The sequence below is a fragment of the Porcipelethomonas ammoniilytica genome (genome assembly GCF_025567485.1).
Lineage (GTDB): Bacteria > Bacillota > Clostridia > Oscillospirales > Ruminococcaceae > Porcipelethomonas > Porcipelethomonas ammoniilytica.
Genome location: NZ_JAOQKH010000006.1, coordinates 77499 through 89835 on the forward strand (window position 1 = coordinate 77499; position 12337 = coordinate 89835).

Annotated in this window: 13 protein-coding genes and 1 pseudogene; 6 read left to right on the top strand and 8 right to left on the bottom strand. The window is 37.3% G+C overall.

Annotated features, from left to right (window positions below; translation table 11 throughout):
• The first annotated feature begins 7 nt into the window (after nucleotides 1–7).
• Together pdxS and pdxT are read left to right on the top strand one after the other, a co-directional pair.
• The gene (gene pdxS / locus OCV67_RS06425; RefSeq protein ID WP_147643162.1) at nucleotides 8–883 is read left to right on the top strand and encodes a pyridoxal 5'-phosphate synthase lyase subunit PdxS; all 876 of its coding nucleotides are present in this window, start codon (nucleotides 8–10) and stop codon (nucleotides 881–883) included.
• Nucleotides 883–1452: a pyridoxal 5'-phosphate synthase glutaminase subunit PdxT gene (gene pdxT, locus OCV67_RS06430; protein WP_147643163.1), complete on the top strand. Its 570-nt coding sequence runs from the start codon at nucleotides 883–885 to the stop codon at nucleotides 1450–1452. The genes pdxS and pdxT overlap by 1 nt, the downstream gene beginning before the upstream one ends.
• 53 nt (nucleotides 1453–1505) lie before the next feature.
• On the opposite strand, the gene OCV67_RS06435 is transcribed toward pdxT, so the two are convergent.
• Both OCV67_RS06435 and OCV67_RS06440 read right to left on the bottom strand, forming a co-directional pair.
• Entirely contained in the window at nucleotides 1506–2615 is a 1110-nt protein-coding gene (locus OCV67_RS06435) for a DUF4179 domain-containing protein (RefSeq protein WP_147643164.1), read from the bottom strand.
• Between the two features lie 77 nt (nucleotides 2616–2692).
• A pseudogene (locus OCV67_RS06440) lies at nucleotides 2693–3085 on the bottom strand (RNA polymerase sigma factor); the annotation flags it as partial.
• A gap of 176 nt (nucleotides 3086–3261) precedes the next feature.
• Between OCV67_RS06440 and OCV67_RS06445 the strand changes: the two are divergent.
• From OCV67_RS06445 to OCV67_RS06460, 4 genes are all read left to right on the top strand, one after another.
• On the top strand, nucleotides 3262–4062 hold the full coding sequence (locus OCV67_RS06445) for a NisI/SpaI family lantibiotic immunity lipoprotein (protein WP_147643165.1): 801 nt from the start codon (nucleotides 3262–3264) through the stop codon (nucleotides 4060–4062).
• A 105-nt stretch (nucleotides 4063–4167) separates the two neighbouring features.
• Entirely contained in the window at nucleotides 4168–4521 is a 354-nt protein-coding gene (locus tag OCV67_RS06450) for a GntR family transcriptional regulator (protein WP_147643166.1), read from the top strand.
• Nucleotides 4518–5453, top strand: coding sequence for an ABC transporter ATP-binding protein (locus OCV67_RS06455; RefSeq protein WP_147643167.1), 936 nt, complete (start codon nucleotides 4518–4520; stop codon nucleotides 5451–5453). Before OCV67_RS06450 ends, OCV67_RS06455 begins: the two co-directional genes overlap by 4 nt.
• Nucleotides 5419–7977, top strand: coding sequence for a hypothetical protein (locus OCV67_RS06460; protein WP_147643168.1), 2559 nt, complete (start codon nucleotides 5419–5421; stop codon nucleotides 7975–7977). The genes OCV67_RS06455 and OCV67_RS06460 overlap by 35 nt, the downstream gene beginning before the upstream one ends.
• 54 nt (nucleotides 7978–8031) lie before the next feature.
• Here OCV67_RS06460 and OCV67_RS06465 read toward each other — a convergent pair whose 3' ends face one another.
• The 6 genes from OCV67_RS06465 to OCV67_RS06490 are packed head-to-tail and all read right to left on the bottom strand — an operon-like array spanning nucleotide 8032 to nucleotide 12327.
• A complete protein-coding gene (locus OCV67_RS06465; RefSeq protein WP_147643169.1) occupies nucleotides 8032–8835 on the bottom strand; it encodes a hypothetical protein in 804 nt (267 codons plus the stop codon).
• Between the two features lie 4 nt (nucleotides 8836–8839).
• Entirely contained in the window at nucleotides 8840–9634 is a 795-nt protein-coding gene (locus tag OCV67_RS06470) for an RnfABCDGE type electron transport complex subunit B (RefSeq protein ID WP_147643170.1), read from the bottom strand.
• A gap of 18 nt (nucleotides 9635–9652) precedes the next feature.
• Nucleotides 9653–10231 (bottom strand): electron transport complex protein RnfA, encoded by a 579-nt coding sequence (locus tag OCV67_RS06475; RefSeq protein WP_147643171.1) that lies wholly within the window; start codon nucleotides 10229–10231, stop codon nucleotides 9653–9655.
• Nucleotides 10231–10884 carry an RnfABCDGE type electron transport complex subunit E gene (locus OCV67_RS06480; RefSeq protein ID WP_147643172.1) on the bottom strand — a complete coding sequence of 218 codons (654 nt, stop codon included), beginning with the start codon at nucleotides 10882–10884 and terminating at the stop codon, nucleotides 10231–10233. The genes OCV67_RS06475 and OCV67_RS06480 overlap by 1 nt, the downstream gene beginning before the upstream one ends.
• Nucleotides 10877–11398: an FMN-binding protein gene (locus OCV67_RS06485; RefSeq protein WP_147643173.1), complete on the bottom strand. Its 522-nt coding sequence runs from the start codon at nucleotides 11396–11398 to the stop codon at nucleotides 10877–10879. Before OCV67_RS06485 ends, OCV67_RS06480 begins: the two co-directional genes overlap by 8 nt.
• Nucleotides 11395–12327, bottom strand: coding sequence for an RnfABCDGE type electron transport complex subunit D (locus OCV67_RS06490; RefSeq protein WP_147643174.1), 933 nt, complete (start codon nucleotides 12325–12327; stop codon nucleotides 11395–11397). The genes OCV67_RS06485 and OCV67_RS06490 overlap by 4 nt, the downstream gene beginning before the upstream one ends.
• Nucleotides 12328–12337 lie beyond the last annotated feature (10 nt).

Consider the following 12337-nt stretch of genomic DNA (forward strand, 5'->3'; position numbering starts at 1 on the left):
GAAATTTATGGCAAACGAACGTTATAAACTTAATAAAGAATTGGCTCAGATGCTCAAAGGCGGAGTTATTATGGACGTTACGACTCCGGAACAGGCAAAAATCGCTGAAGCAGCAGGAGCATGCGCAGTAATGGCGCTTGAAAGAATACCGGCTGATATCCGTGCGGCAGGCGGCGTTTCAAGAATGAGCGATCCTAAAATGATCAAGGGTATTCAGGAGGCTGTATCAATTCCCGTTATGGCAAAATGCAGGATAGGTCACTTTGCAGAAGCGCAGATTCTTCAGGCTATTGAAATTGATTATATTGATGAGAGCGAAGTATTGTCTCCGGCTGATGACAAGTATCATATTGATAAAACAAAATTTGACGTACCGTTTGTATGCGGCGCTAAGGATTTAGGAGAAGCTCTAAGAAGAATCAGCGAAGGTGCATCAATGATAAGAACTAAGGGCGAACCTGGCACCGGAGACGTTGTTCAGGCAGTAAGACATATGAGAATGATGCAGGGTGAGATACGCAGACTCACTTCAATGTCAAAAGACGAGCTTTATCAGGCTGCCAAAGATTTACAGGTTGACTACACTTTAGTAGAATATGTTGCCGAAAACGGTAAGCTTCCAGTTGTAAACTTTGCCGCAGGCGGTGTTGCAACTCCTGCTGACGCTGCGCTTATGATGCAGCTTGGTGCAGAGGGTGTATTTGTCGGTTCAGGTATTTTTAAATCCGGAAATCCTGAAAAACGTGCCTCATCAATTGTAAAAGCAGTTACAAATTACAATGATTATAAAATGCTGGCTGAACTTTCCGAGGATTTGGGCGAAGCTATGGTAGGAATTAACGAGCAGGAGATTCAGCTGCTTATGGCTGAAAGAGGCAAGTAATGAAAATTGGTGTTCTTGCTCTTCAAGGAGCATTTATCGAGCATGAAAGAATGCTGGAAAGTCTTGGTGCTGAAACATTTGAAATAAGACAGAAAAAGGACATTGAAGCTCATATGGACGCAATCGTCCTTCCGGGTGGTGAAAGCACTGTCATGGGCAAGCTTTTAAATGACCTTGAGCTTATGGATCCTATTCGTGATATGATCAAAAACGGACTTCCGGCATTCGGAACATGCGCCGGACTGATTCTTCTTGCTGAAAAAATTTATAATGACGATATTGTTCACATAGGAACAATGAATATCATTGCCAGAAGAAACGCATACGGCAGACAGCTTGGCAGTTTTGAGACTAACGCTGAATTCAGCGGCATAGGCGAAATACCGATGACTTTTATAAGAGCTCCCTATATTGAATTCGTTGGCGAAAAGGCTGAAGTACTGTCAACGGTTAACGATAAAATAATTGCTGCTAAACAAGACAGACAATTAGTTACTGCTTTCCATCCGGAGCTTACAGGCAGTACCGCGGTTCATAAATTTTTTATTGATAATATGGTTAAACAATAAAAAGACGTAAAATAAAGCAGACACGAATGAAGTGTCTGCTTTATTTTTTGATATTAATCCAGAGGAATTTCAAAAGAACATACAACGTCAAGATTTTCAGAATTTTTATCTACAAACTGAACGGTTATAGCTTTAGAATCTGTTGAACTGAAATTGTGTGTCTGGTAATTTCCATCGTATTCTCCTTGATTTGCCAGATTAAGTTCAAGCTGATTTCCGTTTTCATCATAAACAAGCATTGCCAGCGACATTTCCGAAGAATTTTTATATTTTATTGACAGACAATAGGGAGTTGATTTTACCTGACAGATTTCAATACCGATTTCTTCATCTTTATAAATGGTGTCGTTTATTTTGTTTGCGGACATATCCGGAGTGACCTTTAAAAGAAAATCTCCGCCTGCGTTAAACTGACTGTAATACTTTTCAGCACCTTGTGGATCTTGTCTATAATCTATATTGTTTTCCCTACAGTATTCGTAATAATCTAATATATTGCCGTTTTCCCAGACATCGGCAGATTCATATACGCCAATATGAATTTTAATGTCGGTTGTGTCTGTAAAGCGTAAATTTTCAGGAATATGCATCTGGAACGTACCTGTATAAGCAGACGCTCCCTCGTAGTCTCTGATAAGGTCGATCCACGGCAGACACATATTATCTATGTCGCTGAAGGATTTTCCGCCGATGTCAACTCTTACTCCTTTTGCAAAGATATGATAGTTGTTTTCTATATCTGGATTATTGTTTTCGGCTGTAAAAATAACAGTTAAATTTTCACCGTCACAAAAAATACTTTCAGCTTTTACTTTCAGTCCGTTAGTATCGCATTCTTCACTTAATGATTCTGCATGATCTTCCAGTATATCATAATTAAGTTGGTTGCCTTTGTTAACCTTATACTCTGTTCCGTCAGCGACTTCGGCGGTAATTTCCTGCTTTGCTTTTTCCTTCGAAAATACAGATATTACATCATCTGCGAAAGCGGCGGTAATAGCAGTGCAGCCTACTATGGCGGCAGCGATTACAGGAATAAAAGTCTTTTTTGACCATTTGTGTTTTGATTTATTCTTTTCAATACTCATATTAATTATCTCCTTACGGCATTCTTCTCTGATTTCTATTCTGTCCGTTACATTTTTATAATCTTCAATTTTCATATATGAAACTCCTTTCCAAGTGATTTTTTAAGCATTTCCCGTCCTCTGCATAATTGAGTACGTACTGCTGAATCAGATTTTTTTAATATTTCAGCAATTTCTTTTGTTGAATATCCTTCGTAATAAAAAAGGTGTATAACTATTCTGTATTTTTCGGGCAGGTTCATAACTTCATGAAATACTGTACTTTCTTCCGGAGATTCATAGACAATTTCTGCGTCATCGAGAGCTACGACATGTTTGAATCTGAATGACTTGAATATGTCCTTGCATCGGTTAATGGTACAGCGGATCAGCCATGCTTTTAAATGCTCGTCGCTGTCATAGGCGTATTTTCCGGTAAAACACTTTATGAATACGTCCGAGGTTATGTCCTCTGCGTCGGCATGGTTTTTACAGTATGAAAAAGCGGTTCGGTAAACTGTATTACTGAATTTATCGTATATTAATTCCATGTCGTTTTGCTCCATTCTGGATCACTCCTTTGCAGTTCTTTTGAAGTACTTCACCAATAATACGATTGAAGGCTTTAAAATGTTACATTAATTTTTTAATATTAAATATACTTGACAAATCTTAAAAATTGTTGTATACTAACTGTATTAGTTTGAACGGTACACTGTGCTGAAATAGGGGGAGAATTATTATGAACTTTAAAAAAATTTTTACAATGTTTACTGTAATATTGGTCGGTATTATATTAACAGGTTGTGGAATAATTCAGGCAAAAGTTGAAGAGAACTTGAGTGATAAAGAGGAATGTGTTTTAAACACGGATAATGTTACGCAATTTATTTATAAATCCAACAGCTATACGATCTTAGAAAACACTTATTCTAATGAAAGTTTAGGAGATTGGGTTGGTTATATCCGTAAAGTTGTGGCAGTAAATGACGATGGAAAAATACTGGAGCAAAACTCTATGGATAAATCAATATTTAATTTCAGGTCAGATTTAGACGAAAGCGCCATCGTTATTAGTTTTTTAAATGTGTATACAGATTCGGATGATACTGATTACCTGATAGTAGATGTTAATGAAGGTCATCACAAAGCAATTCTTACTGAAAAAATTACAACTCAAGATACAATATTTGATTTTACATCATTAAAGCACGAATCATTAAGTAATCAATTTAAAATCAATCCTGAAAATGCAACTCAATTAATCTGTAATGATACCGTTTATCAAGTTACTTCGGAAACTGTATCGGATAGTGAACTGGGAAATTATATTACTGCTGTTGCAGAACAAATCACTTTTGATTCAGATACGAAAAAGCCATTGTCTAAGGACGAATTAAATAGTATTGATTGGTTTGGCAAAGATAGTAAGAAACGAGATTTTTGGGTTTATAGTGATATTTACGAAATATCCGGCATTGCCGTGACAGAAGCTGTAGCGGTAAAGATAAACAATCAATATTATAAAGCAGAAGTAAAGTAAAAATTGGAATAGGGTATAATCTAAGAATACCTGTTATCTTTTTTATATTAAATAATACAAAACGTTACTGGAACGGTGAGCGTAGTGAAAGGAATGGTCATATATATGTTTGATCTTGACCTGCAAAGCAGAACTCCGATTTATGAACAGCTTTATAAAAAGACAATTGAATTAATCATTAAAGGAGTGTTAAAAGAAAATGAACAGCTTCCAAGTGTAAGGAGTCTGGCTAAGGAAATCGGAGTTAATCCGAATACTGTCGCCAAAGCTTATCAGGAACTGGAAAGAAATAAGATTATATATTCTGTTTCAGGAAGAGGCAGTTTTATTGCAAAAATCTGTGATTCTTCTGTTAAGGATTATATTTTAGAGGATTTTGATCATTCAGTGTATGAAGCGGTTAAAATCGGTATTACAAAGGATGAACTTAAAGAAAGAATAGACGGGGTGGAATTATGATAGAATTAAAAGGAGTTGTCAAGAAATTTGATGATTTTCAGGTTCTTGACAGTATTGACCTTACCATACCGCAGGGAACGGCATTTGGATTGCTGGGCTCTAACGGAGCCGGTAAGTCTACGATACTGAGACTGCTTTCAGGTATTTACAAGCAGGAAAAAGGGGAAATCTATATTGACGGAGAAGCAGTGTTTGACAATCCGAAAGTTAAGAAAAGAATATTTTTTATAAATGACGAAACAATCCAGTTTACATCTTTTACTCTGGAGGAACTGAAAAATTATTACAAAAGCTTTTATCCGAAATTTTCAGAGGAACTTTTTGAAAAGCTCAGAAGTACTATAAACCTGCCGCTAAAGAAAAAGCTTAACGCTTTTTCAAAGGGAATGAAGCGTCAGGCGGTTGTAATTACAGCTCTGGCGTGTCAGACGGACTACTTGCTTCTTGACGAAGCATTTGACGGTCTTGACCCTACAATGAGAATTATTGTTAAAAGAATGCTTGTGGACGCAATGATCGACAGAAATCTGACAACTATTATTTCTTCGCACAATTTAAAAGAAATTAATGAAGTCTGCGAAAGCGTTGCGCTGCTGCATCAGGGTAAAATTATTTTTTCCAGGGATCTGGACAGCGTCAAGGGAAATATACATAAAATTCAGGCAGTATTTAAATCTGCCGATCCGGAGATGCCTCAGTACTATTCAAAGGAAGAGCTTGCCGGAACGGGAGTTGAAATACTGCATTATGAAAAAAATCAGAGTGTTTATCATTTAATTGCAAGGGGAGAGGTAGATGAAATCAAGAAAAAGCTTGAACCTAAAAAACCTATTGTTCTTGATATAATACCGCTGTCTTTGGAAGAAATATTTATTTATGAAATGGAGGTGCTGGGCTATGACTATAATGCCATTGAAACAGAGAACAAATAACATGTTTTGGATAAATTTTAAGCTGAGTCTTAAACAGAATAAAAAAATGCTGATTGTAATAAGTATTTTACAGATGCTGGGACTGCCTATGCTGTCTGTACTTCTGACGGCTGTCGCAATAGATGAAGAAAGTATGAGTGAAATAAGTATAGGATTTTTTGCAATGATCTCATTATTCTGCATAGCTGTCTCCATATTTTGCGGTATAATTATAGCTGTAAATAATTTCAGCTATCTTCATAAGAAATCACAGGTTGATATGATCTATTCTCTGCCTATAAAAAGAAAATATAAATTTATCAGCGACTTTTTTTCAGGTCTTGCAGTTTACTTAATTCCGTATATTGCGGCATGTATTCTTTCATGGGCAATATTATTAGCGTCGGGAGTATGTGTAAAAAATATATCTGGTGTTCTTGAGAACGGTTCCTTTGTATCTCTGATAATACAGGGCGAATTTGCCGGACTGCTTATCATGGCCTTATTGTATACTCTTACCGTATTAGTATTAAACTGCTGCGGTACATTATTTGAAAGTATAATAAATATTCTTATTATCAATATCCTGATACCGGGACTGATTGCAGTTATTGCAACAATGTTTTTTGCACAATTATACGGTGTATCAATATTTGATACAATTTTGCCTGTTTTAGGTTATACAAGTCCTATAGGCGCCGGAATTTATCTTATATATCTTTTGGCTTCAAATGAATATACTTATTCTGACTTTATAGGCTGTATTTCTGCAGGAGCTTATGGTAAATGGGTTGTGTTCTTTTTATTGTTCACAGCTGCGGTTTTTGCGCTTTCCATGTTTTTGTATTTGAAAAGAAAAGCGGAGGACGTTTCAAAACCTTATGTTTACAAGCTGCTTTACTATCTTGTTATAACATCTGTACTTATGGCGATTTCTCTTATTGCAAGATATGATATAACAACGATTATTCCTGTTATTATATTCTCGCTTATTGTTTATCTTATATTTGAGGTTATTACTAACAGAGGCTTTAAGAAAATTTACAAATCGTTCATAAGATATGCAGTTACTATGGTTTCAATTTTGATAGTATGTATTATTGCCGTTGGTACTAAAGGATTTGGTGTAGAAAGCAAAATTCCGTCGGTAAATTCCGTAAAAAATGTTAGAGTAAGTTATCAGGGATTCGACCAGAATGTTATTTCGGGATATCATGTAGATTATCTGGATAAAAAATTTGACCGAGTTTATACTCAGAAACAAATTATTGAAAAAGTGATAGAAGTTCATAAGGATGCTCTGGATTTATATAACAGCGGAGAGTTTGAAGAATCATTTTTCAGTGACGATTATTATTATTCAGATAGCTATGATTCTGAAACTTATTATGACGGTACTCCGAAAGCGGATTATCCTCGTTATAAAGTGAATTTTACATATAAGCTTAAAACCGGTTCTTCAATAACAAGGCGTTATACTCTTACTTACGAGCAGATAAGTCAGTTGTTTATTCTTGATTCAACCCCGCAAATGGGCGAATTTCTAGAGAAATGTATTTTTAATAATATGAAATATGTTGAACATATAAATAATAAAGTAACAGAAACATATAGAATTTATCTTGCTGATATGTTAAATGAAAACTCTGATGAGTATAAAATCAGTAAAGCACAGGCAAAGGAAATTTGTGAAGCATACGGCAAGGATTATGTTAATATGTCTGAAAAACAGATGCTGACTGACAGCATATACTGTTATATAAACAGTGATTATCCTGTAAGGGAATCATTCAAAAATACTATTGCGTTATTGGAAAAATACATGCTTGAAGTACCCGAAATAACAGTATTTGATTATCTGTCTGCTGTATTGTATCCTCCGGAGGCTTTAAAATGCTGGGGTTCGGACGAATCTTCAGCTTCATTCGGTTCGATGTATTTGAATCAATCTGAAGGACGTATTCTAAACTTTGAACAGTTTGAAAGTATGCTGGAGCTTGGAATGATAAGAGCTCCTTATTATGAAGAAGCGGATTGCTGGTGTGTAAATTACAACGGTAGTATTTATATTATCCCATCGCAATTTTCTGACAATGCGGAGATTCTGTATAACCGTCTTAGTGAAACGGGTGTAGTAGTTACTAAAGAAATTCTTATTGAAGATCTTCGGAATAGTGACGAGGATATATCTTATATTATCAAAAGATATGGGATTGATGATGATGTCGAGCTTTACGATGAATTTTCCTTATTGCAGGAGCTTTCGTACAAATATTATGATGAATATTCAAGTTTTGATGAATATTTTGAAAGTATGTTCGGAACAATAGGCGAAAACGGCAAAGATGAATATAATTATGAAAAGCTTCACTGGAATTACTGGAAAAGCTTTAATAAATTTTATGGTTATGCAACACTTGAGGATTATATAGAGTTTAATTCCATTGATGAAAAAGATGAAGTTTCATTAGAATGGACAGAATATACCTCAGCTTTTCCCAATCTTAATGCAAAGCTTTTTACGAGCTTGGATAAACAACAGTAATATAAAAACGCTTTACCAATATTGGTAAAGCGTTTTTTGTGTCAGCATAAGCATTTACTGGTTCATATACTGATCCAGATAATCCTCATAATTAAAATCAGAGCTTGTATATGCAGAGGTAAGCTTGTCAACGTAATTCTGGAATATTTCTTCTATATCCTCAGGACGCTGTCCGTTTTCTCCTTTTTCGTCAGGTGAATCCGGAGTACCGTATTTTACGGATATTACATAGATTTCATCATTGTAATCGTACTGACAATTTAGTGAAATATCCTTATAATTTTTACCGTTTTCATCAGACAGAAATTTTATGCTGAGACTGCCGAAGTTTCCTCCGTTTTGAAAAAGAGATCTTGTATCAACAGTTTCCAAATCATATTGAACGGAATATTTGTCTGGAAACTCTTTATTGTCCGAATCGGAAACGTTTATGTCTTTTACGGTATTTTTGCTGCTGTCGTCCGTATTACTGCAAAGCTGTGCAATAATTTCTCGGTAGCTGGCAGCCATGCTTTCATATTCAAAATCTTCCCATTTAGCGTCCTTTTCCTCGGGGATATATAGGTTTGAAATTGAAAGAGCAGTGTATTTTCCGTCACGGTAAAATTTCAGATTACCGTTAACGTCGTAATGCATAAAAGCGCAGTCATCATTCAGTTTTGACGCCTCTGTTAAAATGTGGGATTCTGATGCTGTTTTGGAAATCTGAATATAATAGTTTTCTTCAAGAGTGTTTTCGGCAATATATTCCCTGAAATTTTCATAAACTTCATTTTTATTTTCTTCTCTTTTATCAGAACAGGAACAAAGAGAAACGCAAAATACAGTGCATAATATCACTGAAAAAATTTTTCTCATTTTATCAGTCCTCGCAGTTAGTTATTGCGCCTGTGGGACAGGCTTCATAGCATGTTCCGCAGCCGGTACATTTATTATAATCAATAACGGCATGGAAGTCAACAACCTTGATGGCGTCTGAAAGGCATTTTTTCTCGCATATCTTACAGCCTATACAGCCGTTTGAACAGGATTGCTTTGTAATTTTTCCGTTGTCCTTTGAGGAGCATTTAACGTCGATGTGATTGATTATCGGTTTAATTGAAATCAGACTGTTAGGGCATACCTTTACACATTTTCCGCATGCAATGCATGCGCCTGTTACTTCTGCCACGCCGTTTACTATTTCAATGGCGCTTTCATCACAGACATTAACGCAGTCGCCGTAGCCAAGACAACCGTATGTACAGCTTTTAGAGCCGCCGTAAAGTCTTTTTGCGGCAGAACAGCTTGCAACCCCGTCAAAAGTAAATCTTGTTTTGACTGCATCGCAGTTTCCCTGACAGTGAACTACAGCCGTTTCAGGTGTTACCGACATAGCCTCTGTACCGAGTATTTCGCTTATTTTAGCGCTTACTTCAGTGCCGCCCGGTTTGCACAGATTTGTTGCGGCGCCTTTTTCAACGATTGCATTTGCATAGTCCGAGCAGCCTGCAAAGCCGCATGCTCCGCAGTTTGCCTGAGGAAGAGCGTCTGAAATCTGTTCGATTCTTTCATCGGTTTTTACATAAAATATTTTTGAAGCGGCAGTAAGCAAAACTCCTGCAAGAAGTCCCAGTACCGCAAAAATGAGTATGGGAACAAAGTATGTTTCAAACATTTATTATCTTCCTCCTTTTTAACTTATAAATCCTGAAAATGCCATAAAGCTTAAAGATACGATTGATGCGGCAATAAGAGTTGCGGGGATTCCCTTGAATGTTTTCGGAATGTCGGCGTCTTCGAGTTTTGAGCGTACTCCTGAGAACAGAATAAGCGCAAGTGAGAAACCGATTCCGGCACATACTGCGTTTACAATTGATTCAAGGAATGTGTAGCCGTTGTCAATATTAAGGAGTGTAACGCCCAGTACTGCACAGTTAGTTGTTATCAGCGGAAGATAAACGCCAAGAGAGTTGTAAAGAGGCGGCATCACCTTTTTGAGAATTATTTCAACAAGCTGTACAAACAGCGCAATGATCAGAATGAATGCTACTGTATTGAGATATTCAAGACCGTTCGGTTCTAAAATTAACGAGTATACAGGATATGTAACGGCAGTAGCGCAGGTCATAACAAATATTACAGCTGCACCCATTCCCAGACTTGAGGAAAGCTTTTTTGAAACGCCTAAGAACGGACAAATACCCATGAATTTGGAGAGTACGAAGTTGTCAACAAGTATTGCCGACAGCATTATGATAAAAATACTTTTCATTATTCTCCTCCTTTTCTGCCTGCACAGCTTGCGGCATTAGGGCATCCTGCACAGCCGATTTTCTGCGGAGGCTTTTTGCCGGCAATTTTGTTTACCAATGCTATAATGCAGCCCAGAACGAAAAATCCTCCGGCGGACATTACAAATACGGACATAGGTTCAAATCCCGGAATCTTTAGTCCCATCCATGAGCCTGAACCCATGATTTCTCTTACCGATCCCATAAGAAACAGGGCAAGCGTAAAGCCAAGACCCATTCCCAGACCGTCAAGGGCGGAAGGAATGACCTTGTTTTTACATGCGTACATTTCCGCGCGTCCTAAAATGATACAGTTAACGGTGATAAGATTAAGAAATGTACCCAGAGCGTCATAAAGGCTTGGTATAAAGCCGTGAAGCAGAAAGCTTATAAGCGTTACAAAGCCTGCGATTATGACGATATAGCAGGGAAGCTTTACAGCCTTTGGAATTACTTTTTTAAGCAGTGAAATTACTATATTTGAACCCAGCAGAACAAATGTAGTTGCAAGTCCCATACCGATCCCGTTTACCGCCTGAGTGGTGACTGCAAGCGTCGGACACATACCCAGAAGTCCCACAAGAGTCGGATTTTCTTTTATTATTCCTTTGGTAAGTTCTTTTATATTACCCATTTAAAATTTCCTCCTTGTGTTCATTGTAGGTTTTTAAGGCAAGGTCTACGGCTGATTTCATTCCCTTTGAGGAGTATGTAGCGCCTGTTATCACGTCAAATTCGTAGTTTTCATTGCTTGCACCCATAAATTGGTCAAGGAAGCTTTGATCTTCCTGTACTTTTGTACCCAATCCCGGAGTTTCTCCTATAGCAAGGAAGCTAATACCGCATACGCCGCCGTTTTCGTCAATACCGATCAATAAATCAAGACCGCCTTTTGAATAACCGTCTGCTACTATTTCAAAAATTACTCTGCCTTTTTCATCAGTTGTGACTGATGTTATACCATCGTAGGAGAGGTCAGTAATTTTATAATCTGCTTCTCCGAATGTTTCTGTAAGTGAATTACTGAATTTTTCCTCCTGAGCCTTTACAATTTTGTCTTTGGTAGCTGAATTTGCAAGTACCAGCAGTCCGCAGACTATTGCTGAAATAAGCATCAGTACAAGAGGGGGCATTATTTTTTCTTTCATTTTTCTTTAGCCTCCTTTACTGCTCCTATAGGTTTTGTCATTGTAAATCTGTCAATATAAGGCGTTACTATATTCATAAGAAGTATTGAGAATGAAACGCCTTCCGGATAGCTGCCGAATTGTCTTATAAGGAATGTTATTATACCGCAGCCAATTCCAAAAATAAGCTTTCCTGTTGGAGTAACAGGAGTTGTAACGTAGTCGGTCGCCATGAAGAACGCACCCAGAATAAGACCGCCTGCAAGTACCTGATACAGTACGTCGTTTCCTGCGATAAGATTCAGCAAAGCAACAGTACCGATAAATGCAATTGGTGTTACAGGAGAAATGATTTTTCTGACAATTAAGTAAATACCGCCTATTAAAAGTGCCAGCGCACAGGTTTCGCCTAAACAGCCGCCTGTGTAGCCTAAGAACAGATCCTTGTATGACGCAGTTTCAGTCACAAGGGGAGTTGCGCTTGTTACAATTTCTTTACCGTTTTCTTTCCAGTATTGAGGAACAGCCCATGTGGTCATATTTGAAGTGAATGAAAGCATAAGTACGATTCTTCCCACAATTGCCGGATTGGCAAAATTCTGTCCCAAGCCACCGAAAAGCTGCTTTACTATGACAATTGCCACGAAACAGCCTATCACAGCCTGCCAGAACGGAAGTGTTACAGGAAGATTAAGTGCGAGAAGAAGTCCTGTAAGAACAGCGCTGAGGTCGCCGATTGTTTGTTCTTTTTTCATTATAATTCTTGTAACGGCTTCAAATATAATACATGAAAGTATACAGACTGCAATGAGCATTAAAGCTCTGAGTCCGAAAATAATTCCTGAAGCTATTACAGCCGGAAGAAGTGAAGCTATTACGCACAGCATTATGCGCTGTGTACTCATGTTATCTTTAACATGAGGTGAAGGTGAAACAGTTAATATATTCAAATTTTTACCG

Bases quoted from the DNA above. Each gene is read 5' to 3' on its own strand.
- OCV67_RS06450 (WP_147643166.1), top strand. From the start codon at position 4,168: ATGTTTGATCTTGACCTGCAAAGCAGAACTCCGATTTATGAACAGCTT.
- OCV67_RS06470 (WP_147643170.1), bottom strand. From the start codon at position 9,634: ATGTTTGAAACATACTTTGTTCCCATACTCATTTTTGCGGTACTGGGA.
- OCV67_RS06460 (WP_147643168.1), top strand. From the start codon at position 5,419: ATGACTATAATGCCATTGAAACAGAGAACAAATAACATGTTTTGGATA.
- OCV67_RS06435 (WP_147643164.1), bottom strand. From the start codon at position 2,615: ATGAAAATTGAAGATTATAAAAATGTAACGGACAGAATAGAAATCAGA.
- pdxT (WP_147643163.1), top strand. From the start codon at position 883: ATGAAAATTGGTGTTCTTGCTCTTCAAGGAGCATTTATCGAGCATGAA.
- OCV67_RS06475 (WP_147643171.1), bottom strand. From the start codon at position 10,231: ATGAAAAGTATTTTTATCATAATGCTGTCGGCAATACTTGTTGACAAC.
- OCV67_RS06455 (WP_147643167.1), top strand. From the start codon at position 4,518: ATGATAGAATTAAAAGGAGTTGTCAAGAAATTTGATGATTTTCAGGTT.
- OCV67_RS06465 (WP_147643169.1), bottom strand. From the start codon at position 8,835: ATGAGAAAAATTTTTTCAGTGATATTATGCACTGTATTTTGCGTTTCT.
- OCV67_RS06480 (WP_147643172.1), bottom strand. From the start codon at position 10,884: ATGGGTAATATAAAAGAACTTACCAAAGGAATAATAAAAGAAAATCCG.
- pdxS (WP_147643162.1), top strand. From the start codon at position 8: ATGGCAAACGAACGTTATAAACTTAATAAAGAATTGGCTCAGATGCTC.
- OCV67_RS06485 (WP_147643173.1), bottom strand. From the start codon at position 11,398: ATGAAAGAAAAAATAATGCCCCCTCTTGTACTGATGCTTATTTCAGCA.
- OCV67_RS06445 (WP_147643165.1), top strand. From the start codon at position 3,262: ATGAACTTTAAAAAAATTTTTACAATGTTTACTGTAATATTGGTCGGT.